Annotated in this window: 18 protein-coding genes; 5 read left to right on the top strand and 13 right to left on the bottom strand. The window is 64.2% G+C overall.

The features are described from left to right. Positions 1-88 precede the first annotated feature (88 nt). A complete protein-coding gene (locus AC4BCN_RS04400) occupies positions 89-325 on the bottom strand; it encodes a hypothetical protein (RefSeq protein ID WP_072457088.1) in 237 nt (78 codons plus the stop codon). Between the two features lie 211 nt (positions 326-536). Here AC4BCN_RS04400 and AC4BCN_RS04395 point away from each other — a divergent pair, with 211 nt between their 5' ends. Continuing rightward, on the top strand, positions 537-911 hold the full coding sequence (locus AC4BCN_RS04395) for a hypothetical protein (RefSeq protein ID WP_490492657.1): 375 nt from the start codon (positions 537-539) through the stop codon (positions 909-911). Here AC4BCN_RS04395 and AC4BCN_RS04390 read toward each other — a convergent pair whose 3' ends face one another. Next, positions 912-3,950 carry a sensor domain-containing diguanylate cyclase gene (locus AC4BCN_RS04390; RefSeq protein ID WP_490492656.1) on the bottom strand — a complete coding sequence of 1,013 codons (3,039 nt, stop codon included), beginning with the start codon at positions 3,948-3,950 and terminating at the stop codon, positions 912-914. Positions 3,951-4,170: 220 nt separating this feature from the next. On the opposite strand from AC4BCN_RS04390, the gene AC4BCN_RS04385 reads away from it, so the two are divergent. Further along, entirely contained in the window at positions 4,171-4,890 is a 720-nt protein-coding gene (locus tag AC4BCN_RS04385) for a helix-turn-helix domain-containing protein (RefSeq protein ID WP_490492655.1), read from the top strand. On the opposite strand, the gene AC4BCN_RS04380 is transcribed toward AC4BCN_RS04385, so the two are convergent. Both AC4BCN_RS04380 and queC read right to left on the bottom strand, forming a co-directional pair. After that, the gene (locus AC4BCN_RS04380; protein ID WP_490492654.1) at positions 4,874-5,791 is read right to left on the bottom strand and encodes a sterol desaturase family protein; all 918 of its coding nucleotides are present in this window, start codon (positions 5,789-5,791) and stop codon (positions 4,874-4,876) included. The two genes, AC4BCN_RS04385 and AC4BCN_RS04380, sit on opposite strands and share 17 nt — an antisense overlap. A 77-nt stretch (positions 5,792-5,868) precedes the next feature. Next, positions 5,869-6,582, bottom strand: a complete 714-nt coding sequence (gene queC, locus AC4BCN_RS04375; protein ID WP_490492653.1) for a 7-cyano-7-deazaguanine synthase QueC — start codon at positions 6,580-6,582, stop codon at positions 5,869-5,871. A 220-nt stretch (positions 6,583-6,802) separates the two neighbouring features. Here queC and AC4BCN_RS04370 point away from each other — a divergent pair, with 220 nt between their 5' ends. Continuing rightward, positions 6,803-8,701, top strand: a complete 1,899-nt coding sequence (locus AC4BCN_RS04370) for an autotransporter assembly complex protein TamA (protein ID WP_490492652.1) — start codon at positions 6,803-6,805, stop codon at positions 8,699-8,701. 8 nt (positions 8,702-8,709) lie between these two features. After that, positions 8,710-13,125, top strand: coding sequence for a translocation/assembly module TamB domain-containing protein (locus AC4BCN_RS04365; RefSeq protein WP_490492651.1), 4,416 nt, complete (start codon positions 8,710-8,712; stop codon positions 13,123-13,125). Positions 13,126-13,295: 170 nt separating this feature from the next. On the opposite strand, the gene AC4BCN_RS04360 is transcribed toward AC4BCN_RS04365, so the two are convergent. The 3 genes from AC4BCN_RS04360 to AC4BCN_RS04350 are packed head-to-tail and all read right to left on the bottom strand — an operon-like array spanning position 13,296 to position 16,264. Further along, entirely contained in the window at positions 13,296-13,535 is a 240-nt protein-coding gene (locus AC4BCN_RS04360; protein ID WP_034753464.1) for a hypothetical protein, read from the bottom strand. A gap of 24 nt (positions 13,536-13,559) precedes the next feature. Further along, positions 13,560-13,712, bottom strand: coding sequence for a hypothetical protein (locus AC4BCN_RS04355; protein WP_175444616.1), 153 nt, complete (start codon positions 13,710-13,712; stop codon positions 13,560-13,562). A 56-nt stretch (positions 13,713-13,768) separates the two neighbouring features. Then, the gene (locus AC4BCN_RS04350) at positions 13,769-16,264 is read right to left on the bottom strand and encodes an alpha/beta hydrolase family protein (RefSeq protein ID WP_490492650.1); all 2,496 of its coding nucleotides are present in this window, start codon (positions 16,262-16,264) and stop codon (positions 13,769-13,771) included. Between the two features lie 189 nt (positions 16,265-16,453). Here AC4BCN_RS04350 and AC4BCN_RS04345 point away from each other — a divergent pair, with 189 nt between their 5' ends. After that, positions 16,454-16,972 (top strand): CcdC protein domain-containing protein, encoded by a 519-nt coding sequence (locus AC4BCN_RS04345; RefSeq protein WP_128141167.1) that lies wholly within the window; start codon positions 16,454-16,456, stop codon positions 16,970-16,972. A gap of 10 nt (positions 16,973-16,982) precedes the next feature. Here AC4BCN_RS04345 and AC4BCN_RS04340 read toward each other — a convergent pair whose 3' ends face one another. The 6 genes from AC4BCN_RS04340 to AC4BCN_RS04315 form a co-directional block, all read right to left on the bottom strand. Then, positions 16,983-17,792 carry a hypothetical protein gene (locus AC4BCN_RS04340; protein ID WP_490492649.1) on the bottom strand — a complete coding sequence of 270 codons (810 nt, stop codon included), beginning with the start codon at positions 17,790-17,792 and terminating at the stop codon, positions 16,983-16,985. Between the two features lie 86 nt (positions 17,793-17,878). Beyond that, positions 17,879-18,394 (bottom strand): nucleotidyltransferase family protein, encoded by a 516-nt coding sequence (locus tag AC4BCN_RS04335; protein ID WP_189396683.1) that lies wholly within the window; start codon positions 18,392-18,394, stop codon positions 17,879-17,881. Between the two features lie 65 nt (positions 18,395-18,459). Next, positions 18,460-19,458, bottom strand: a complete 999-nt coding sequence (locus AC4BCN_RS04330; protein ID WP_490492648.1) for a DUF4424 family protein — start codon at positions 19,456-19,458, stop codon at positions 18,460-18,462. Positions 19,459-19,463: 5 nt separating this feature from the next. Beyond that, entirely contained in the window at positions 19,464-22,295 is a 2,832-nt protein-coding gene (locus AC4BCN_RS04325; protein ID WP_456148388.1) for an ATP-binding protein, read from the bottom strand. An 8-nt stretch (positions 22,296-22,303) separates the two neighbouring features. Next, on the bottom strand, positions 22,304-23,038 hold the full coding sequence (locus AC4BCN_RS04320; protein ID WP_490492647.1) for a hypothetical protein: 735 nt from the start codon (positions 23,036-23,038) through the stop codon (positions 22,304-22,306). Beyond that, a complete protein-coding gene (locus AC4BCN_RS04315) occupies positions 23,031-24,401 on the bottom strand; it encodes a hypothetical protein (RefSeq protein ID WP_128141393.1) in 1,371 nt (456 codons plus the stop codon). Before AC4BCN_RS04315 ends, AC4BCN_RS04320 begins: the two co-directional genes overlap by 8 nt. Positions 24,402-24,646 lie beyond the last annotated feature (245 nt).

The following is a 24,646-nucleotide window of genomic DNA, read 5'->3' as shown; positions in this document are numbered from 1 at the left end:
TGATAGTCGAAAACGCCCGCCCGTGCCGCGTTCCCGGCGGCACGGGTGAACGTTCAACACTTCCGTCCGGCATCTTCCCACGCGACTGTCAGCACATGGACATGGCAGGCCGGTTGGGCCAGGTCAGCGGCGGGCCCGGCGGCACCCAGCGCGGGTCGATGGCCGGCAGCGGCGCATGGTAATTAAACGGATTGATGATGATCGGCGGTATCGCCGATGGCGCACCGACGGGCTCGGCGCAGGACTGCGTGGCGCTACGCTGGCGCGTGATTCGATGGTCAGGGGGGGATAGCGATTGATCCCCGGTATCTGCAAACAAAAGCATGTTGCCCTCCTTGCGAGAGTGAGGTATTCAGTATAGGACGGCTTGCGCACATTACAAGAAAAGAAATCTTGTTCCAGATCAGCCTTTTCTGGCCTCCAGCGCCTTCCATACCGTGAAAATGACGGCCTGTCGCACGCCGCTGGCGGCAAGCCGGGCGCGCCCCTACAGTGTGACCATGCAATACCCGATCACCCACACTGCGAGGCTTACCATGAAAAAACTGCTCACCTTCGTCCTCATCGTCATGCTCGCCTGCCTGTTCCTCGACAAGGTCGGCGGCAGCGACATGCACATGCAGTTCAACGGCGACGATGTCGACGGTCCGCTCGAGTGGCTGTTCGGCCTCGTGTTTGCCGGCGGCGGCTTGCTGATCGCCGCCATTGCGGTGGTGTGCGCCGCCATCGTGGCGGGCGTGGTGCTGGCCGGCGTGGGCGTGGTGCTGATCGCCGCCGTGGCCCTGTGCGTGGTGCTGGCGCTGGCGCTGAGCACGCCCGTGCTGCTGCCGCTGCTGATACCCGTCGCTATCGTCTGGCTGATCGTCAGCCGCAACCGCAAGCAGGCGCAAGCGCGTCAGCACAGCCTGTAATCACTGCGCCATAAACTTGCTGAGCACGCCGTCGCCGCCGCCATCATTCTGTTCGATGCGGTTGCGCCCGCCCCGCTTGGCCCGGTACAGCGCCTCGTCGGCGCGCGCCAGCACGGCGTCGCAATCGGCATCGGTACCGGCCATGGCGGCCATGCCGATACTCACCGTGATGGTGATCACCGTGCCGCCATCGATGGTCAGCGAACTTTCCGCCACGCGCCGGCGCAGCCGTTCGGCAAACACGGCGGCGGCGCCCAGATCCGTGCCCGGCAGCAAGATGGCAAATTCCTCGCCTCCCACGCGGCCCGGCACGTCGACCTTGCGCAGCGCCTGGCACATCAGCGCGCCCAAGTGGCGCAGCACGGCATCACCGACGGCATGGCCATACTCGTCGTTGACGCGCTTGAAGTGATCGATATCGAGCATCAGCACGCTGGCGGAGCTGGCCAGCTCGCGCTGCAAGCGGGCATGCTCGTTTTCCAGCGACGCCATGAAGTGGCGCCGGTTCGGCAAGCCGGTCAGGAAATCCGTGGTGGCCAGCTGCAGCAGTTCCGCGTTCATGCGCTTGCGCTCGGTGATGTCGAGCGACGACACCATGACGAAATCGAGGCTGTCCGCATGGCCGGGCATCACCAGCAAGCTCAACTCGTTTTGCCGCGCCGCGCCATCGAGACGCACGAAGCTGCTCTCGCACTCGTACAGGTGGGCGCCGCCAGACAGCGCCAGCAGCGCATCGCAGAAACGGGGCAAGGCGCTGTCGTCGAAATTCTGCGCCAGGCTCAGCGCGCCGCGGCGCTGGTCGTCCTCGTTGGCCCGCACTTGCGCCAGCGCGGCGCCGTTCGCGTCGATGATGCGCACCAGCCCCGCCAGCCGCCGCAGCACATCCGGATTGGCCTGGAAGTGGGCGCCCAGGTCGCGCACGCCCGCTTGCTCGATAGCATCGAGCGCGGCGCGCACGGCCGACCAGTCCTGTTCCCACAAGGCCACGGGCGCATGGTCGTACAGGCTGCGGAAACGCGCTTCGCCCGCGCGCAGGGCCAGCGCCACCTGCGCCTGCTCGATGGCCATGCCGGCCAGGTGCGCCGCCTCGCTCAGCCGCGCCAGATGCGCCGCGCCCGGCAAGGTCGGCTGGCGGTGATACGCCATCAGCACACCGAGCAGCTTGCCCGAGCCGCCACGCACGGGCTCGGCCCAGCACGATTGCAGCTGGGCCCGGCACGCCAGTTCCATCGTTTCCTGCGCAGCGGCATGCAAGTCGCCGACGATCACGCGCTGGCCGTCGCGCACGGCTTGCGCGGCGATGCCATGCACGCCCTGCAGAGTGTCGAGGTCATGGCCATGGCTGGACAGGTTGAAAAACGCGGGCAAGCTCGGCGCCGCGCCCAGCACCAGGCGGTGGCGGCTTTCATCGAGCAGCAAGATGCTGCACAGCATGGCGGGATGGTCGGCTTGCACGCTCAGCACCACGCTTTCCAGCACCCGTTCCAGCGGCGCGCCCGTGGCCAGCATTTCCAGCACTTGCCGCCGCGTATGCTCGCGCCGTTCCATCTGGCTGCGCTCGCTGATATCGCGGAAAGTCCACAAGCGCGCCTGCTCATTGCCCAACTGCATGCTGCGCACATATTGTTCGACCACCCGTCCATCGCGCAGGTGCAGCACGTCGCGCCGCTCGCGGTGGCCGTGCGGCGCGTGGGTGCGTGCTCCGAGGAAAGGCGCCGCCTGCTCGAGCTGGCTTTCCACGTGGCGCACGAGCGCCGTGCCATCGGCTTGCCAGTCGAGCGCGTCGGGTACTTGCCACAGGTCGCGGAAGCGCCGGTTCGACGTGAAGATGCGGCCGTTGATATTGTCGACCAGAATGCCGTCGATGGTCGAATCGAGGATGCTGCGCAGCATGGCCTGGCTGCGCTGCGCCGCCTCGGCCATCGCCAGCACGCTCGCCTGCCCCTGCTCCAGCTGGCCGGTCAGCTCGCTCGAGCGCGCCAGCGCCGCCTGGGCGCGGGCACGGCCCGCCGCCAGCAGCCAGGCGGCCAGCGCCAGCACGATGCTGGCCAGCACACCGGTCCAGGCCACCAGACGGGGCCGCGCCAGCAGCTCGCCATCGAAACCCGGCATGGCGCGCACGCGCAAGGTCCAGGGGCGGCCGGCGATGGTGATCACTTGCCGCGACACGAGGTTGTCCGACGCGGCAGAGGAAAAGCCGCCCGGCAAGCTGTCATACATCAGGGCCGCCTCGGCCAGTTGCGCGCCGTCATAGATTTCCAGGTCCAGCTGGCGCGCCGCCTCACCGCCCACGCCCGCCATCAGGTCACCCATGCGGAACGGCGCAAACACCCAGGCGCGCAAGGCGGCGCGCCGCTGTTCCACAGTGCCATGCGGCACACCATTCTCGTAAACGGGCAGCACGACGAGGAAGCCATGCGCCTGGGCGCTGCCGCTATCTTGCACCAGGTGAATCTTGCCCGTCATGGCGGCCCGCCCCGTATCGCGCGCTTGCTCGAGCGCGGCGCGGCGCACGGGTTCGGACCAGAGGTCATAGCCGAAGGCCAGCAGGTTGCTGTCGCTTAAAGGTTCCAGATAGGTGATGGGCGCATGCCAGGCACGCTGGCCGTGCGGACGCACGGCATAGCCGGGATAGCCTTCCGCGCGCACGCTGGCCTCGTGCCGCGCCAGGGCGGCGCCGGGCAACAGCGGCAGGAAGCCGATGCCGTGGATGCCGGGAAAGTGACGGTCCACCTGCTGCACCGACAGATAGGCATGGAATTCGCGGCGCGTGACTTCCTGCGAACTGGCATACAGTCCCTGCACCCCGTGCAGCACCTGGATATAGGTCTGCATGCGGCCGGCGATGTTGCCCACCAGTTCGCGCACGCGGAAATCAAAATCGGCCTGCACCTGCTGTTCGCTGGCATCATGGGCGTTGCGCCAGGCGCCGTACGTCAACCCCAGGCACAGCGCCAGCACCAGCGCGGCCAACGCGCGCGGTCCCACCCAGTGCGACACTGGCTTGGTAAACCACGACGAAGACGCGCGTGTAGACATGACGGGCTGACAGGACGGACATCAAACCATTTCACGGCCAGCAACATGGCTGGCAGCGGGCTGTACAACTACCATCGGTAGTCGATGAGAATGATAGTACGTTACAGCGGGCGCCCTTGCAATGCTGAATATTGTATTAAAAAGAGCACATATTTCGTGAACGCAATGATGTGTACTCCAGGAAAATTCGATGCCATGAAAACCATCGTCCGACACTGGTATGATCGCCCCGCAATCCATCAACCAGGAGCCGCGTTTGCAGCAAGATAGCTGGCAGGGAACACTCTGGCTGGCGCCGGACTTTGCCATCTTGCATGGCGCAGCGGGCGCCACGGACAGCCACGCCCATTATGCGCACCAGTTGATGCTGAGCACGGGAGCGCCCTTCACCGCCGAGCTCGACGGCATCGTCCACACGGCGCGGCACTTGCTCGTCGACAGCCTGCGCCCGCACGCCATCATCGCCGCACCGGCACCCATGCTGACCATCTATGCGGAACCGCAGCGTCTGGGCGGCGCGGCCCTGCTGGCGGCGGCCGCCAGCGCCGGCGTACCCAGCCTCGACAGCCTGGCCGCCGCGCTGCAGGCGCAGCCGCGCGAGCGCTTGCCCGATCCCCGCTTGCTGCGGGCGCTGGACAAGGTCGATGCGCTATTGTCCGGCAAGGTCAGCGCGGCGGAAGTGGCCGAGGCCGCGCATTTGTCGCTAAGCCAGCTGGAACGCCTGTTCAGCGCCCAGCTGGGCTTGCCCGTGCGGCGCCTGGTGCTGTGGCGCCGCCTGCGCCTGGCCATCCGTTTCGTCTTGCTCGGCAGTACCCTGACACAGGCGGCCCACGGCGCCGGCTTTGCCGATGCCGCGCATTTTTCGCGCACCATGCGCAGCCTGTTCGGCGTGCGCGCCGACCGCAGCTTGCGCCAGCTCGACGTCAAGCTGCTCGATTGACGGCACGATTGAGCGCCTGCTGCAAGCCGGCCGGCAGCTCGGGCGCGCGCACGCCCTCTTCCGAGCGGAACGGTTCCAGCAGCTGCGGTCCATAAGCAACGGGATAATCGGGACGGCTGCCGATGCCCAGGTCCTCGCCCCGCATGCGGTAGCCGGGCGCGTCGAAGGCCGTGCCCAGCAGACGGTCCCAGCACGTAAAAAACAGGCCGAAATTCACGTCGCCGGCCGTGCCGTACTTCATGTGGTGAAAACGGTGCAAGGGCGCCCAGGCGAACACGTGGCGCAGCGGCCCCATGCGCATGTCGACATTCGCGTGCTGCAGCAACAGCTGGATCGCCACGGCAAACGCCAGCACGGCCATGACCTTCTCCGGTATGCCCAGCAACAGCAAGGGCAGCATGCCGCCCGCCGCTTCGAGCAGCAGATGCAGCGGATGTTTCATCCAGCCGTTGAAACCGTACATGCGCTGCACGCTGTGGTGCACGGCATGCAGTTTCCACAGAAAATAATAGCGGTGGCTCAGGTAATGCACGAGCGTGATGCCGCAATCGGCAATCAGGATCGCCAGCAGCAGCTGCGCCCAGAACGGCAACTGGACTGGCCAGAATGGGCCCAGCGCCAAATGCCCGGCCAGCAGGGGAAAGGCCGCCAGGCCCAGCAGGTAGAGCGCTTCATTGACGAGCGCGTGCAGCGTATCGCGCCAGCCGTCGCCGTGACCGTCGTTCCACGCGCCGTCATACGGCAGATAGCGTTCGGCAAGAAAGGAAGTGAGCAGGGCCAGCAGCAGCAAGGGCGGCAAGACCCACAGAGAATAGTGGCACGCCGCGATCAGGCAAGCGGCGGCGCCGATGAAGCCGGCCCAGAACACGGGGCCGTACAGCGCGGCAAAGAGGGATTTCATGGCAAGACGCTCCTGTGGCAAAAACCACAGCATGGCTGCTCTCCCCGCCGCGCCGCTTGAAGAAACGGCGCAACCTGTTACTTCAGGGCTTTTCTCGCGGCATATTGCTGGTAGCCATTCGCGCGCAGGGCGCAGGCAGGGCAAGTGCCGCAGCCATAGCCCCACTCGTGCAATTCACCACGTTCACCCAGGTAGCACGTATGCGTGCCGCTGCGGATCAGGTCGACCAGCGGCTGGCCGCCCAGGTCTTCCGCCAGATCCCAGCTTTGCGCCTTGTCCAGCCACATCAGCGGCGTTTCCAGCTTCAAGCGCGTGTCCATGCCCAGGTTCAGGGCCACTTGCAGCGCCTTCATCGTGTCGTCGCGGCAATCCGGGTAGCCGGAGAAATCCGTCTCGCACATGCCGCCCACTAACACCGTCAAACCGCGGCGGTAGGCCACGGTGGCGGCCACGGTCATGAACAGCAAGTTGCGTCCAGGCACGAAGGTGTTCGGCAAGCCGTTTTCCTGCATGACAATCTCGACGTTCTGCGTCATGGCCGTATCGGAAATGGCGGAAATGAGCGACAGGTCGATCATGTGATCCTGGCCCAGGCGGCTGTCCCACTCGGGCGACTGCTGGCGCATCTGTTCCAGCACGCCTGGACGCACGGTCAGTTCGATCGCATGGCGCTGGCCATAATCAAAGCCGATGGTTTCGACGCGGCTATAGTGCTTGAGGGCCCAGGCCAGGCAGGTGGTGGAATCTTGTCCACCGCTAAAGAGCACCAGTGCGGAGTCCGTTGCTAGCATAATTTCTTTCTTTTCAGTTTTATTCTGTTCGAGTGCGCGGGAAAACATGATTCCCTGCGCAAAAAATACTTATTCGTCCGCCATCAGTTTACCTATTCCGGTAACATGCAGTCAGCATTTACTTATCTGGAGCACCATGTTTTCTGCACGACCCATACGGCATACGGCTGCCGGCAAGGCGATACGACCACGAATTTTGGCACAAGTAGTGGCAAAAGTAATGGGTCAACTGACACTGGCGGCCGCCGGCGGTGCCATATTGCTGTTTCCTACCGCCCATGCTGCCGCACAAGAGGCCACGCAAGATGCTGCTCCAGAGAGCGCCAGCGCCACGGAAGCGGCGCCTGCCCCGCTGCAGTACGAGGTCAAGGTCAACGCGCCCGGCGACCTCGATGAGTTGCTCGAAAAAAACCTGGACCTGGAACGCTTCCGCGGCAACCCGCGCATGGACCGCGAGCAATTGCGCCGCCTCGTGCGCGCTACACCCGAAGAAGCCAAAAACCTCATCGCCACGGCCGGCTACTACACGCCCGTCGTCACGGTGCGCGTCGATACGACGGGCGCCAAACCCGTCGTCATCGTCGACGTCGACCCGGGCCAGCCCGCGACCATCGACAAGGTCGAGCTGGAATTGCGCGGCTTCGACCCCACGCCGCCGCTGGCCGCCAGCGAGCCTTACGATACGGAAGCGCTGAAACGCAGCTGGGCCCTGAAGACGGGCAGCGTGTTTCGCCAGTCCGACTGGGAAGCGGCCAAGCGCGCGCTGCTGCGCGAAGTGGTGCAAACACGCTACCCGCGCGCCCAGCTGGTCGATACGCAAGCCGTGGTCGACCCGGAAACGCACAAGGTTTCCTTGCTGGTGGTGCTCGACAGCGGCCCCGAGCTGCGCTTTGGCGAACTGCGCATCGAAGGCTTGAAGCGCTACGATGCCAGCATCATCCGCAACCTCGACAAGATACGTCCGGGCGAGTACTACAGCGAATCGGCGCTGCAATCGTTCCAGGCACGCCTGCAGGACACCGGTTACTTTGCCAGCGTGGAAGTGAGCGCCGACATGAGCAGCATCCTCAGCGAGCAGATCGAGGCGGGCCAGGAAAGCCAGCAAGCCGATGCCGCCGGCGCCGCGCCCGACGCCAAGCCCGCCAACCGCGGCCCCGCGCCGCAGCTGCCGCTGGTCGTGCGCGTGACGGAAAACAAGCAACAGAACGTCAGCGCCGGTCTCGGTTTCAGTACGAACACGGGTAACCGCGCCCAGCTCAACTATGACAACCTGAACGTGTGGGGCACGCGCTTCAAGAGCGCTCTCACCATGGAAACGAAGAAGCAGGCGGCGCACGCCAATTTTTACTTTCCAACGACCGAACGCGGCTACAACGACAGCGCGGGTGCCTCGTTCGAGCGCAGCGACATTTCCAACGAAATCACGGCCGTGACGACCATCTCGGCCAAGCGCAACTGGGGCGGCACCAACCTCGAGCGCAGCCTGACGTTCGAGTTCCTCAGCGAAAACAAAACCGTCGTGGGCCTGGAACAGACGCGCAGCAAGAGCTTGCCGCTGACCTATGCGATCACCAAGCGCAGCCTCGACAGCCTGCTGTTCCCCACCAAGGGCTATGTCATCAACGCCCAGGTGGGCGGCGCCCTGCTGCCCGTGCTGACGGACGAGCGCTTCGTGCGCGTGGCCGGCAAGGCCGTGTATTACCGTCCGCTCGGTGAAAAAGGCGAGCTGATCGTGCGCGGCGAAATGGGCGCGCTGGGCTCGAAGGAAAAACGCGGTGTGCCGGCCGTCTACCTGTTCCGCGCGGGCGGCGACCAGTCGGTGCGCGGCTATGCCTACCAGGAACTGGGCGTCAAAGAGGGCGACGCTACCGTCGGCGGGCGCTACATGCTCACCGGCAGCGCCGAATACCAGTACTGGTTCAAGCCGAAGTGGGCCATCGCCGCCTTCTATGACGCCGGCAACGCGGCCGACACCGTGAAAGAGGCAATGACGCCGAAATCGGGCTACGGCCTGGGCGGGCGCTACAAGAGCCCCGTCGGTCCCATCAATGTCGACGTGGCATATGGCCACGCCGTCCACGCCTACCGTTTGCACTTCTCTCTGGGATTCACTTTCTGATGTCCGATATGACTACCGAATCCCCCGGCGCCATCCCTCCGCCGCCGGCAAAAAAACCGCGCCGGGCCATGCGCTATGTACTGATCGCCGTCGCCAGCCTGGCCGTGCTGCTGGGCGGCGCCTTCTGGTTCCTGGGCCGCGAATCGACCTTGCAGATGCTGGTGCAAAAAGTGGCCAGCGCCAGCGGCGGCGAGATCGAAGTGTCGGGCGTGTCCGGTTCGCTGTACAACCGCATGCACCTGGGCCACGTCAGCTACCGCAGCAAGACGCAGCACATCACGGCCGACAACATCGACATCAACTGGTCGCCGTTCCAGTTTTTCTCGGAAGGCATCGCCATCAGCGAACTGCACGTGGCCAGCCTGTCCGTCGAAAGCACGGCGCCGTCCGAGGAACCGTCGACCATGCCCACCAGCCTGGCCGCGCCGTTCAGGATCGGCATTGCCGACGCGCGCCTGGACAAGGTGACCCTGGTCAGCCCGGGCGGCAACACGGTGTTTGAAAAAATCCATTTCACCCTGTCGGGCGACAAGTCGCAATGGCAGCTGGAAGACGCCTCGGCCCTGACGCCGTTCGGCCAGGCCACGGCCAGCGCGACGATAGCCGCCACGCAGCCATTCAAACTGTCAGGCAAGGCAGGCTTGACGCAACTCAACCCCGCCGCCGGCGAAAAACCGGCCGCGCTCGCCTTGCAACTGGGCGGCGACTTGAACGTGCTGAACGTCACGGCCAAGGGCAACGCGGGCGCGGCCACGGCCGACGCCCGGCTGGCGCTGGCGCCGTTCGATCCCGTCATCATCTTGCGCTCGGCCAGCATCCGTGGCCGCAACATCAATCCGGGCAAGTTCGACGCGACATTGCCACAGGCGGACCTGAGCCTGGAACTCGACGCCGCCATCGACACGCGCCCCAACGCGCAAACCGTGTCGGGCAAGCTGGCCATCCTCAACCACGCCACGCCGGGCCCCATCGACCAGCAAAAGCTGCCGCTGCGCCAGTTTGAGGCGCGCCTGGGCGGCACCCTGACGGCCACGACGCTCGAGTCTGCCATCATCGACTTCGGCAACGCGGGCAAATTCACGGGCGGCGGCAAGCTTAACCGCGACGCGGCCGACGCGCCCATCGGCAATGCGCAGCTGACCTTGCACACGGACAAGATCGACTTGCAGCACATTTACAGCAGCATCAACAGCACGAAGATCGTCGGCGACATCGTGCTCGACAGCGACGGCAAGACGCAGACCCTGCGTGCCAAACTCGGTGAAGCCAAGCTGCGCCTGGACGTGGAAGCGACCCTGGCCGACTCGCTCGTGCAATTGCGCAAGGCGACCTTGCAAGCGGGCAAAAGCAGCGTCAATGCGACGGGCCAGATCAGCCTGAAGGACGAGCAGCCATTCAAGGCCGTGGCCAGCACCAACCGTCTCAATCCCGCCGACTTCGGCGCCTTCCCCGTGGCCGACCTGAACCTCGACGTGCGCGCAAATGGCCACGTGGCACCAACATGGCTGGCGAATGCGGACTTCACCGTGCGCCCCAGCAAGCTGCTCGACCAGCCCCTGTCCGGCAAGGGCAAGCTGACGGCCGACGCGGCCCATTTCAGCGGCATCGACGTGCAACTGGCACTGGGCAAGAACAATGTGAAAGCCAAGGGCAACTTTGGCGGCGCCGGCGAAAAACTCAACTGGAATGTCGATGCGCGCCAACTGTCCGCCCTGCAAGGCGACTTGCTGGGCACGGTGCTGGCCAGCGGCGTGGTGCAGGGAACCATGCAGCAGCCGCGCACGAGCTTTGTTGCCGATGCGAAGGGCCTGGGCCTGACCAGCGGCAAGCGCCCTGCGCCCGACAGCGCCATCCACGCCAGCGGCGAAGTGGGCTTGACGGGACCGAAGCAGCAAGCGGAATTGAAAATGACGGGTTCCCTGCAAAAGATCAACCCGGCCGCGTTTGGCGCATCGCTGCCCAACGGCAACGTCAATGCGGATTTCAACGGCAACGGCCGCCTGACGAGCGACTGGCAAGTGGCCCTGAACCTGGCCCTGCGCGAATCGACCTTGCAAAACGCGCCGCTGGCCGGCTACGCCAAGCTGTCGGCCAACGCCAAGCGCATCGACAGCGTCGATACGGAATTGCGCCTGGGACCGAACAGCCTGCTGGCCAAGGGCGCGCTGGGCGGCGCCACGGACCAGCTGACGTGGAAACTCGATGCGCCGCAACTGTCGACCCTGGGCCCGCGCTTTGCCGGCGTGCTGCATGCGGCCGGTTCCGTCTCGGGCAAGATGGACGCGCCCGCCGCGCAGCTGACCCTGGATGGCAAGGACTTGACCTTCTTTGGCGACCAGCAGTTGAAAGCCGTGAAAGGCAGCGCCAGCGTGGGCGCCGGCCAGGGCGCGCTCGACCCCATGGTCAGCAGCCTGGAGATCACGGGCTACAGCACACCCACCTTCAAGCTGGCCAGCGCCCGCCTGGGCACGACGGGCACGCGCGGCAGCCATACGGTGAGCCTGGCGGCGCGCAATGACGATTTCGACGCCACCGTGCAAGTACGCGGCAGCCAGAGCGGCGCCAGCTGGACGGGCACCATCGACAGCCTGCAAAACAAGGGCCGCTATGCACTCGTGCTGCAAGCGCCCGTGCCCGTGAAAGTGGCGGGCCCTGCCAACAGCGGCGTGGCGGGCCTCGGCCAGCCCGAGCAGATCAGCGTGGGCAATACCGTCATCAAACTGCCGGCGGGCAGCATCACCATGCAAAGCCTCGTCAAGAACGGCCCCCGCTGGACCAGTTCCGGCCAGGCGGCCGGCGTGGCCCTGACCTATCTGGCGCAAGTGATTCCGGCGCTGCAAGCCAATGCGCGCAGCGACCTGACCCTGGGCGCGCAATGGTCGCTCGACATGCAGGTGTCGACGGCCAAGCAGAAAGATCCCTCTTTGGCCGGCATGCTGCACATCTACCGCGAAAAAGGCGATGTGACGGTGGGCGTGGAACAGCCGCTGGCGCTGGGCTTGCGCACGCTCGATGCGCGAGTCGACGTGGCCAACCAGCAGCTGCGCCTGGCCGTGAAACTCGACGGCGCGCGCGCGGGCCAGAGCGACATCAATGCCACCGTGCAAATGCTGGGCGGACGCATCAGCAACGACAGCGCCCTCTCGCTGACGGGCACCACCAATATCGATTCGCTGGCGTGGCTGGCGCCGCTGACGGGCCAGCCGGGCCTGGAACTGGGCGGCGCCCTGAAGGTGGCACTGTCCGGCAGCGGCACCATCGGCGCGCCGCAATTGAATGGCGACATCAACGGCAGCAAGCTGCTGGTGAACTGGGCCGACCAGGGCTTGAAATTGCGCAATGGCGTGCTGCAAGCCAAGCTGGCCGGCGATCAACTGCAACTGCAGCGCCTGAGCTTTGACGGCGGCGATGGCAAGGTGCAGGCAGATGGCTGGGTACGCTTTGCGAATGGCGAGGCAAGCCTGGAACTGAAATTGATGGCCGACCGCCTGCAGGCGCTATCGCGCCCCGACCGCACTCTGGTCCTGTCGGGCAACAGCACCCTGGTGCGCAACGACAAGCGTTTCAGCTTCGAGGGCAAGTTCAGGGCCAACCGCGCGCTGATCGAACTGGCGCCGCAAGACACGCCGACGCAAAGCAGCGACGTGGTGGTGCTGGGCAAGGAAGTCAAGGGCAGCAAGGAAGCGCCTTCGCTGCCCCTGAATATCGACCTCGAGTTCGACCTGGGCAATGCCTTCCACCTGCGCGGCATGGGCATCGACGCGGACCTGGCCGGCAATGTGCGCGCCAGAGTCATCAACCGCGCCGCGCCGCGCGTGACGGGCAGCATCAAGGTCACCAGCGGCCAGTACGCGGCCTACGGGCAGAAGCTGTCGATCGAACGGGGCTTGATCGCCTTCACGGGCGCCTACGATAACCCGTCGCTCAATATCCTGGCCGTGCGCAAGCGCCCTGAAGGCGAAGCCTTGTCGGAAACGAACGTGGAAGCGGGCGTGGAAGTGCGCGGTACGGCCCAGGCGCCGACGGCCAAGCTGGTGTCCACGCCGAGCGTGTCGGACAGCGACAAGCTGGCTTGGTTGATTTTGGGTCACGGCGCGGAAACGGCGGCCGGCGATGAAATGGCCCTCCTGACGACGGCGGCCGGCGCCCTCTTCGGCGGCTCCGGCGGCGGTCTGCAAGGCAAGCTGGCCAATTCGCTGGGCCTCGACGAAGTGGGCCTGTCGCAGGCGCAGGGGCTGGAAAGCACGGTCGTCACCGTCGGCAAGCGCCTGTCGTCGCGCGCCTACCTGACGTTCGAGCAAGGCACGAGCACGGCGACGAGCCTGGTCAAACTGCGCTACAAACTGAACCGCCGCATCACCTTGCAATTCCAGACGGGCACGAACAATGCGCTGGACGTGTTGTATACGTGGGCGTTTGATTGAATTGGCGGCCAACCATGTTGTCGGATTACGCGGGGCGTTGCCCCGCTAATCCGACCTACGCTCCATGTGCATGCGCGTAGGTCGGATTAGCGGCGCAGCCGCGTAAACCGACACCAGCAGAAACACAAAGGGCGCCTCGGCGCCCTTTTCTTTGCTCTAACGAAAACAGCTTATTCAGCCACGTCGAGCCCCCGCTCGATCATGCCTTCGACGTAGGCGCGCAGGTATTGTTCCAGTGCGGGACCGGACAGCACGTTGGCCGTCAGCGCGCCGTGCGGCGAGCCTTTCAGCACGCCGTCGTGGTACACGCGCGCAATCCAGGCCACGTCCGCGCCCTGGGTGTAGTCGAGTTCATAGTCGAACGATTCTCCGCTGACTTTGCGTGTGTAGACTTCCTTGACAATTGCCATCTAAAACAGCCTTTCTTGACGAAGTTAACTGGGATGCGGGTGCGGCACGGGATCGTCCTGCGGCACCGGATGCACGGGCCCCGGCTGGCGCCCGGGCGCTTCTTGCGGCTCCGGCGCCGGCATGGGCTCATCGACGGGCGCCGGGTCGGGCGCGCGGTGGGTATGGATGACTGACATGGCTGGCCTCCCTGCGGGCAAAGGAAGACCATACCACGAGATGCGCGCCGCTGCCCTTATTTGCCTGCCGGCTTGACGTCGGCGGCCGGTGGCGCCGCGTTCTTCACATATTTCTCCAGCCAGTTGTTGCTTTCATACAGCATCTGCATGATCGATTCGCGTGCGCGGTAGCCGTGGCTCTCGTTCGGCAGCATCACCAGGCGCGCCGTGCCGCCCAGTCCCTTGACGGCCTGGAACATGCGCTCGCTCTGGATGGGGAAGGTGCCCGAGTTGTTGTCCTGCTCGCCATGAATCATCAGCAGCGCATCCTTGATTTTGTCCGCATAATTAAACGGCGACATGGCCTGGTAGACGGCGGGTGCCTGCCAGAACGAGCGCTCTTCCGCCTGGAAGCCGAACGGCGTCAGGGTGCGGTTGTAGGCGCCGCTGCGGGCGATGCCGGCGCGGAACAGCCGCGTGTGCGCCAGCAAATTGCCCGTCATGAAAGCACCGTACGAGTGGCCGCCGATGGCGATGCGGTTGCGGTCGGACACGCCCCGCTTGACCACTTCCTCGACGGCCGCCTCGGCGTCGGCCACCAGCTGCGGCAGATAGGTGTCGTTCGGTTCCTGATCGCCATTGCCGACGATGGGGAACGATGGATTGTCGAGCACGGCGTAGCCCATGGACAGGAAGGCGGCCGGCCCCCAATAGCTGACGGCATTGAATTTGTACGGCGAACCCTTGGTCTGGCTGGCGGCGCTGGCCGTCTTGAATTCCTGCGGGTATGCCCACATCAGGGTCGGCAGCGGGCCATCGCGTTTGACGTCATAGTTCGGCGGCAGCATCAATGTCGCCGTCAAGTCCACGCCGTCGGCGCGCTTGTAGCGGATCAGCTCTTTCTGCACGTCCTTCAATTGCGGCAGCGGATGGGGGAAATGCGTGAGAGCCGTCAATTGCGCCGCACCCTGCTGCTTGAGGTTGCGCACATAATAATTCGGCTGCTCGGTCGGCGATTCGCGCGTGGACAGCAAACGGCTGCCATCCTCGTCCAGCACGGCCACCACGTTTTCATAATACGGCGCGGCGCTCTGGAACAGCCGCTGCTTCTGTTTCGTCGCCAGGTTCAGGCGGTCGATGAAGGGACGGTCGCCTTCCTTCGAGGCGCCCTGGCCGTCGAGCAGGATGGAACTATCAGCAGCGATCAGCAAGCGCGGCAAGCCGGCAGCGTCGGCGCGCATGACAGGCTTGCCCGGGTCGTTGTAGCGGTCTTCGAACGATCCCGCATACACGAGGTCGGCCGGCGCGGAAGGTTGATCCGGCGAAATCTTCCACTGCTTGACGGCGCGCGTCTTGTACCACGCTTCGCTGAGCAGGGCCAGGTCGCCGCGGCCCCAGGCCACGCCCGCATAGCGCGAACCCAGCTTGGCCAGCACGGCCGGCTTGGCGGTGAACGGCGCCGCTTGCGTGTAGACGATGTCGCGGATATCAACCGCCTTGGCAGGGTCGCCGCCATCCTGCGCTTCGGCCCACACCAGGGTCGCTGGCGCATCAACGCGCCAGCTGACGGAACGCACGCCTGCGGACACGGCATCGTTACCTAGCGGCAGGCCTTCTTCCAGCGGCAGGGCCGCCACCGCATGCACCACCTTGCCATTCAGGTCGCGCACGTCGATCTTGTGGGCAAAATCGGAGGCCGGCACGATATACGAATACGGACGCACGATGCTGGTCGTCAGCAGGTGCTTGCCATCGGGCGAGGCCGCCACGCGCGAGAACTGGCCGGGCCGGCCCACGAGGCGCTGCTTGCCCGCCACGTCCAGCATGGCCAGCTGCACGGTGATGTAGTGTTCGAACAGCTGCGCATCCTGTTCGTTTTTCAGCAGGTCGGGATAGGTGCGCAATTGCTTGACACCGCCGCCCGGCACGCTGTCCTGGATGGACGGGCCCGTCGGGATACCGCTCGCCACGGGCGCCGCGCCCAGCTTGGCCGGTTTCACTTGCACCAGCAAGGTCTTGCTGTCTGGCATCCAGGAAAAACCGCGGCCATACACGGTCGACAGCGCTTGATTGCCCAGCTTGCGCGCCGCTTTCGTCTGCACGTCGAGCAACCACAGCTCCACGCCCGATTCCTTCACGCCCTTGGCGGGATCGGCAAAGGCGATGTGCGTAAACGCCAGGTAGCGCTGGTCGGGTGACCAGGCCAGGTCGGCGATGCGGGGCGAGGCGGGCAAGCCGCTGACCTTGATTTCCTTCTGCGTATCGATGTCGAGCAAGCCCAGTCCCGTGTGAAAACTGAAACGGCTGGCCGAATACGTGCGCGGATTGATGCGCAAGCCCGCCAGCTTCAGTTCCGGCTGCGCCACTTCGCTGATGCTGGGCAAGGATGGCGTGGGCAGCAAGGCCGCCAGGTTGCGTTTCGGGCTCAGGCTCAGGGTCGGCGCGCGCGGTGCATCGACGATGGCTTGCAGGGGCGCCGGCGGGGCTTGATAGACGCCATCTTGCGCCATGGCCAGGGAAGACGAGGCCATCAGACCGACAGTGATGGGAAGCAAAGGCAAACGAGTAGACATGGAACTCCAGTGTATGAAGGTGGTGACAACAAGCGAGCGCACCGCACCGCTCATGGCGGCGCTTTGTGACAGGGCATAGTGCGTTCATGCCATGTAAATGTCAACCAGCAACTTTTGCTGTTTGACAAGCATCGCCGCCCGTCCCCATCTGGCTTACAATCGCTGTTTTACCCGCACCCGATTGCCTACATGGAAACCACTACCCTCGCCCTGCTGTTCCTGGTCCCGCTGCTGGTCTGGCGCATTTATTCGCGCCTGAAGAAACTGGTGGCGCGCCAGAAGTCGCAGCTGTGGCGCCACTGGAGCGTGGCGATCGCCTTTCCCGCGCTGCTGCTGTTCCTGGCGACGACGACGAAATTCGAGCTGTTGCCCCTGTCCAGCCTGGGCGCAGGCGCGCTGGCCGGCGGCTGGCTCGGCGTGCTGGGCTTGAAGCTGACGCGCTTCGAACAGGTCGGCAAAGATTTCTTCTTTACCCAGCACCGCTACCTGGGCCTGGCCGTCACGATGCTGTTCATCGCCCGCCTGCTGTACCGCGGCATGGAAATCTACCTGAACACGCGCCTGGACGTGCCCGTGCCGCCGCCGCCATTCGGCCAGAGTCCGCTGACCATGGCCGCCTACGGCCTCGTCGTCGGCTACTACGCCGTGTATGCGTGGGGCCTCGTGCGCTGGCGCCAGCGCAACAAGCCGCTGCAGGCATCCGAGTAAGTCACATCGGTCAGTAGTACTGGCACAGGCCGGTACACGTCGTCACCGACAGCGCCTGGCGTATCGCCGCCAGCGCCGGCGCCAGGGCCGGATCGATATCCTTGTCCGCATCGGCCAGACTGGTCAGCAAACGCTCGCGCAAGGGCGGCGCCATCAAATTGGCATTCGCCGCAGCGTGCTGCGCCGCCGCTTCCAGCATCCGCTTCTTTTGCGCCACGTTCCAGAACGGCACTTGCACGAACTGCACCACGTTCACAAACATGGTGCTCGATCCCTTGCTGAAGGCGCGGGCGCGCATGCGCTCTGCACTGCTCACTTCCTGCAAGGGCTGGCTGCTGAACTCCTTTTCCATCAAGCCAATCAAGTGCGCATGGCAATGCATGCCAAAGGCGAACAAGGCGGCCATTTCATCGCCGTAATCAGCCAGGTTCTGCGTCACCTGTTCCCTGCGCGCCTGCTGCAATTCGGCGCCCGACAACGGCAGCGGCCGCGTGAGGCCAAATTGGTAATAGGACTTGCCCAGATTGGTGCTCCGCTCGCACACGGCCACGCTCTGATTCATGTCTTGCAGCGCGGTCACGGGCGCCTGGAACAGGCGCGGGCCATCGGCGACCTGGGCAAACAGATGCGCCACGGCAGGGTCGCCCAGGCGCGGCAAGCCGCTTTGCGACGTGGCCTTGGCCATCAGCGCTTCCAGCTGGCCGCTTGCTTGCTGGAAATCGCTGTAGCTGTCGGCCCAGGCGGCGGGCGCCAAGAGGGCGGAGGAAAGGCAGAACAAACGGCCGAGGCGGCGCAGCGGCATGGAAATGGACAGGGACATGAGATCAGGAAAACACTATTGGATAGCTGCCAATTATAGGCAATCTGTATCCACAGTGCATTTAATTGCTTTTACGCCAGCATTTCTCAAGCGATGATGGTGACGCGCGGCCAGCGCGCCGCATAGTTCTTGCTGGCCAGGCGCTGCGCATAGCCGTCTTCGCTGATGCGCGCGGGGTTGCGCCGCACCACCATGGCGAACAGGTCATCGAGGCCATGCGGCGCGATGATGCCGATCCCGCCGTCAGGCTGCAGATAGATGCCAACCGAAGTGGCAAACTCGGGCCAGGAAGCGATGGCGTCGTCGAGCGACAACAGCGGTGGCACGGCGTAGCCAAAGTAATCTTCAAACCACAGGTGCACCCGGGCCTGGTTGCACACTTCCCACGGCACACCGGGCAGCACAGTCTCCAGGCGCTGGCGCAACTGCGTTTCGCTTTCCCGATGCACATCGTGCGCATCGAAATACGCCACGTCGATGTCGCTCAATGCCGATGGTTGCGCGTAACCGTGCAAGGCGTCCCACACGAGGTTGCGCACGGCGCCGGCACCGATGCAGCAGTGGGGCAAGCCCAGCTGCGCCACGGCGTGCAGGGCCTGCATGCACCACGGCGTGGCGCTGGCGATGGCGCGCAGACGCGCGGCCAGTGCTTCCTGCGTGCTCAGCGCTATGGCCGGATCCGTGGCGCCACGCCGTCGTGGTCGCCCGCGCTTTCGACATTGCCGAAGTACACGTCGAGATCCTGCTTCGGATGGAAGTTGCGCAGCTTGACTTGCAAGGTGGTGGGGTTGATTTTGGTGAACGTGCCGGGGAAGCACAGGCTGATCAGCTCGTCCGGCTTGCCCTTGATCAGGTTCAAGGTAAAGTCTTCGATGCCATTCTTCCACGTGTTGCCCGTCGTCAGAATGTACGACACCCAGACAGCATTGACGAAGCCGCTCTCGCCCTGCTTGGCCGCCAGGCGGTTCCACGTCTTGTAGAAGGCCTTGTCGCCGCAGTATTTCTTTTCAAATGTATCGCCATCGCCCAGGTAGGACGCGCCCGGACCGGCCGCGACGAATGGCGCATATTGATGGCGCACGCGCACGACTTTGCCGGCGGGGAATTTCTGCTGCCACAGGTAGATGACTTTGACGGTCCAGGCCGGCACCCATTCCTCATCATACAGCTGGGCCAGCAAGCCTTCGCGTATCATGATCTTGCTCTGCGCGGCCGTCAGCGGCGCCACCTTCTTGTCGAACGGCGTGTGCGAGGGGAAATAGGCAATTTGCGCATCCGACAGACCCAGCTGGCGCAAGCGGGCCGTCACGTCCTCGGCGTCGAGCTTGGCGACGAAGGTCGTTTGATAGTCCTTACGCTTGCCATCGACATCGACGGTAAACTGCTGCGGCTGGCCGTAATACGTGGGCGAGCCATGGTAGCCGGCCGAGTATTCGGGCAGCGGGAAGAAGATCGTCTCTTCCACATCCTTGGCCGATTCATTGAGGAATTCATACTCGACCTTGATCAAGTCCGTGCTCACGCTGAGCACTTCCTTTTTCATGGCCACGGCATCCGTCTTGCCGAACAGGATGCCGCCCGCGCTCACGGAACCGATGCCGTCGTTGGCCACGGCTGGCGCCGAGCATGCCAGCGACAGTACGGCCGCAGCCAGAAAAGTGCGCATGATCATCACGCCGCCTTGCCCGGTGCCGGATCGACCCGGCGCTGCAGCACGAAAATCGGTTGCGCCCATTGGGTATCCTTTTTCTTCTTGCTGGTGATCAAAGTGAGCTCGGACGGATCGTAGACGTCCGTGTTGTGCGTCAATGGCGTCGTCATCAGGTATTGCGCTTCCGTGTTTTTCAGGAACTCGCCGACCAGTTGAATGTTGCGGATATCGAGGTGGGCAAACGGTTCGTCGATGAAGACGAAGCCGCCGGAACCGTCTTCCGATTTCAGCAAGCCGATCAGCAGCACCAGCGACTTCATCACCTGCTGGCCGCCCGACGCTTCTCCATCGTTCATGCCGATGACGCCCTTGCCATCGAACTTGAAGCGCACGTGCAAGCCCGCCTGCGACAGTTGCACGTCGTCGTTTTCCAGGCGCACGGGGTCGGCATGGACTTCGATGCCGGCCAGTTCGCCCAGCTCCTTGATGTTCTTGCTGTACGTCTTGATGGTGTAGCGCAAGCGCTCCATGTAGGCGCCGCGGGCATTGCCCGTCGCTTCGATGGCGCGGTTGTTCTGGTAGCGGCGCTCGTCCGTTTCCGACTGGCGGCCATGCAGCTGGTCCGACAGGCGGTGGTGCTGATCGATGACGGTCGCGTCCAGTTCCCAGTCGTCGCGCGCCAGGCTGTTTTGCAGGCTGGCCACGCGCAGATCGACCTGGTGCGCATTCTGGTGCTCGGCCACGAGGGCTGCGCGACGTGCGGGACGGCGCCAGCTTTTCGGCAGGTGGCGCCACGCATGGCGCAGGGCCAGCAAGGCGCGCGCATGCTCGGCGCGCTGTTCAATCTGCTTCTTGTAACCGAGACGTGAACCGGCTTCCGCTTCGGACAAGGCCAGGCGCGCGTTTTGCCACACCGTATCGGCACGCGTGCGCGCCACGGTGGCGTTCTTCGTCAGGTTTTGCAACTCGCCCAGGCGGCCGCCCACTTCCAGGCGCTCTTCCTTGAGCGGCTTGGAATTGCGCAGCGCTTCGGCGAATTCTTCCTGGCGTGCACTGAGCTCCTTGGCCGCATCAACGCCGGCGATGCGCGCTTTTAACGCGCCCACTTCGGCCGCCAGCTTCGAGATCGCCAGGGTGAGCGTGTCTTCCTGGCCTTCCAGGCCCGGCAAGGAGCGCAGCAGCGCTTCCAGGCGGCCGCTGCGGCCAGCCTGGCCGAAGCGGTAGCGCGATGCTTCCACGAATAGCGAGCGTCCGCCGCGGCGTTCGCGGTGGTAAGCCTCGGGCGTGATCCACTCTTCGTGGTTGCCCAATTTAAAGCCTGCTTCGACGGAATCGACGCGCGAAATGCGCGACAATTGCTCGATCAGCCAGCTTGGTACGGGCGCGGAAAATTTCACCACGGCCAGCAGGCTCTCGTCTTTCGCCACGGGCGCCGTGACCAGGTCGGGCACGATGAAGTGGCGGTAGCGCTCCTTCTCGGCCAGGCGGTAAGCGGCGGCCGCATCCTTGGCCTTGTCGAGCAAGACAACCGAGGCGTAACCGCCCAGCACGCCTTCAACGGCGCCCTGCCAGCGGCTATCCGTCACTTCGACGATGTCCGACAGCATCGCGTGGGGAATGCCCGCGTCGCGCAGCGCGCGGCGCATGCCGCGCACATTGTCCGGCTCCGGCATGGCCGTCTTGCCTTGCAATGCTGCAATCGTCGCCTGCTCGCCCGCGATGCGCGCCGACAGGGCGTCGCGCTGCTGGCGCTGGCGCAGCAATTCCGCTTCCTTCTGTTCCAGCTGGGCCGCCACTTCGGCGATGTCGCTGCCCGAGTCCGCCGCCAGCTTCTGCAGGCGGTCCTTCTGTTCCAGCAGGCTGTCCAGCGGTTTCAACTTGGCATTGATCAGTGACAAGCGGCTCTGCAGGCCGATCGATTCCTGCTCCAGCAAGGTCTCGTTCATCTGCGCGTCGGACAGGGCTTTGGCTTGCGCGGCCAGCGCATTGCGTTTATCCGTCAGCTGCTGGTCCGCCTGCGCCATCGGCTTGCGCGCATCGCGCAATTGCCGGCTCGCGATGGCCGCTTTTTCGCGCGCCTCGTGGTATTGCAGGCTGGGCAGCACTTCTTCCAGCAGGTTGCGGCGCTCTTTATGCAGCCCTTCCCACTGGTGGTAATTGGCCACGCGCAGGCGCAAGCCTTCCAGGTTGGTTTTCGACGCTTCCAGTTCCGTCTCGAAGCGTTTCAGCTCCACTTCCGTGTCGCGCTGGTGGCGCTTGGCTTCGTCGTAGGCATCCAGCACTTCCTTGTCGCCGAACACCTGGAAGACCAGATCGAGCAGCTGGCGCGGCGCATATTCGCACAATTTGTCCGTCTCGCCCTGCTCCAGCGCCAGCACTTTCGACATGGCTGGCGACAGGCCCGCATTGGCCAGGCGCTTGCGGTAGTTTTCCACGCCGAGCCAATCGTTGGCATCCGTGATGTCCTCGATCTGCACATTGCCCGGACGCATCAGATACTGGCGCTTCCAGTCGCCGCCATTTTTCTGAATCTGGCAAAACAGGGTCACTTCATCGTCGCTGAAGAAGCCGGAACTGCGGAATGGCCGGTTCGACAGCTGCTTGCCCACGTTCTTGTTGTCGACCACGGCGCGCAGCCAGGCCGTCTGCTGGCCCGAGTGGCGCGCATAGTGCTTGTACGTGCGCCCCATCGAGCAGTCGAGGCCGAACAGGGTGCGCAAGGCGTCAAGCAAGGTGGTCTTGCCCGATCCGTTCTGCCCCGCGATGGTGATGATCTTCGCGTCGAGCGGGATATTCTTGATGCGCTGCCAGTAATCCCAGTGCACCAGTTCAAGTGATTTGATATGAAACATGGGCGCTTTCAGTGAGGAAGGTCGGACGCGGGCTCGTCGCCAGCATCAGGCAGGTCGCCGATGTCGGCGGACAAATCAGCGGACAAGTCAGCATCAGGATCGACGGCCACCAGGCGCGCCGGCGCCCGCTTGAATACGTCGGCCAGGGCGCCGTTGATGATGCGCTCTTTCAAGACGTCCGTGTCCATCATCAGGTCCAGCAGCGGACCTTCCAGGATGAAATCGCCGCGCCGTTCGATGAAGCCCAGCTTGGCCAGGGTACCCAGGTTCATGTCCATGCGCGTCTTCTTGCCCAGCTTGTCGCCGAAGTCGGACAGCAGCGCCTTGTAGGAAATGCCGATCGACGCGTCTTCCGCGCGCGGCAGCGGCTTTTCCGTGCCGAACATATCGTTCTGGTCATCGTCCGCGTGCTGGTGCGTTTCCTGGCGTTCGCGCTTGGGCAGGATGATCTGCGCCCACAGCACCACCAGCAAGGCCACGCCATCGCGGGCCAGACCGAAATTATTGTTTTGCCACACGTCGCGCGCGCCGAAAATCTTTGGCTCGATGGTGCGCGTCAATGCCAAAGTCACGTGGTCGGCATACACGTTGTCGAGCAGTTTCAAGCCGCAGGCCAGCAGTCGCGCATCGATCTCGGCGCGGAACAGCTCGTCGGACAGCACGCGCTTGACGAGCTTGTCGTCGCGGCGCAGGGTTTGATGCGTGAGCAGGCGCGCAATCAGGATTTGGGAATCGTCATTCATCGGCTGTGCCGCTATCTAAATCAAGTGAAACATTCAGTGAAAGCGAGGCGATCGACATGGCCGCCACGTGGGGGTCGGTCAGTTGGACCATCTCGTCGGTCGGTGTAAAGGTAATCGGCAGGCGGGCCAGTTCGGCCGTCGAGCCTTGCAAGCTCGCTTCGGAGACGTCGCCCAGCAGCGGCAGCATCGAGGCGCGGTACGACGCGACGGCAAAGCTGGCAGGCAGCAAGGAATCCTGCACGGGCACCGATTTCGGCCCCTCTTCGCCGATGCTGGGGAAATTGCCCAGACTGGCGAAGTTCGACAGGCGGTCCAACAGGTCATCGAGTTCAAGCTGCATGGCGGGTCCGTCGCTGATGGTGGTGGGCGCATCCTCTCCGCTGGGCAGGCCCGTGTTGGTAATGCCTGCCGCCCGTTCGGACAGCAGTTCCGTTTCGGCAACGTCGATCATCTCGGCCGGCGTGGAGAACAGCGGCACGACGGGCTGATCGATGGCGCCTTCGGCCAGGCTGGCCAGGTCTTCGTGCAGCAAGAGCCAGCGTTTGATGTCCGTGGTCGACAGGCCCGACTGGCCCAGGTGCACGCGCTGGCGCTCGATCTGGTTCAGGGCGCGCGAAAACATGCCTTGCATGTTGAGCAATTTACTTTGCGCACGGCCAATCGCTTGCGCCGCCTTGTGCGTGGCGCTGTCCGCGTTTTCATCGGACGTGATGGCCACGAGAATCTCGGAACCCTTCTCGACCCAGTCGCACGCCATGTTCCACTTTGCCTGTGCCGTGCGCAGCCGGAATTCGGAACCGGACGCGATGGCGTCGGAGAACTCCTCCGTCAAGTCCACCAGGCGTCCCAGCAAATGCTGCAATTGCTCGACCGACACGCCACCGACGGCTTGCGCGCCCGCCACCTGCGACAGCAGAAACCCCATTTCCGCTTCGTCTTCCGTCTGGCCCAGGCCCAGCAAGCTGTCGATGGCAGACAGCACGTTGCGCGCCATCGGCGTGACGCGGTACACGCCCTGCTGTGCATCCCAGGCCAGCAACTGATTCGAGCGCAGGCGCAGCAAGACCGTTTCCAGACTTTCCGGCAACAGATAGGCCAGTTTCGTGTTGATATCGGCGCGCGTATAGGCGGAAGTGGCCGCATCGGACGCGAGTTCACGCAACACAAGCAGACGCACCAGCACACCATCGAAACCGCCGTGAAACAGAGCCGTAAACACTTGCAGCAGGGGCTGCGCCCGCTTCAAGTGAAAAACTTGCTCGATTTCATCGGCCGAAATATTGGGCTGGAAATGCGCCTGCAAGGAATCGTGATGCTCTTGCTCTGTCTGATTTGCATCCGTAGCCACGGCTGCACTTGCCATTATATCAATCATTCTTTTCCGGATGAGTGTTCAGCGGGCGGCGCAGCGGGCTAACGCAGCGCTGCGGGGCGGGGGCGTCAGTATATCAGTTCTGACATGCAATTTAGCGCGTGGGAGGGGGAGGTGCGGACACGGCGCAACGCTGGCGCCTGCTTATCAAGACTCCTGATGGCGAAAACGGGCGGACAAGGGTCAGTTCCTTTGGAATCGGGATGCGCCCATTGGGCACCTCCCCCCGGCGGGTC

This window comes from Janthinobacterium sp. Bl 1 (genome assembly GCF_058215535.1).
Note: the sequence above shows the minus strand (reverse complement) of the source record. Positions and strands in the feature narration are given on the sequence as shown.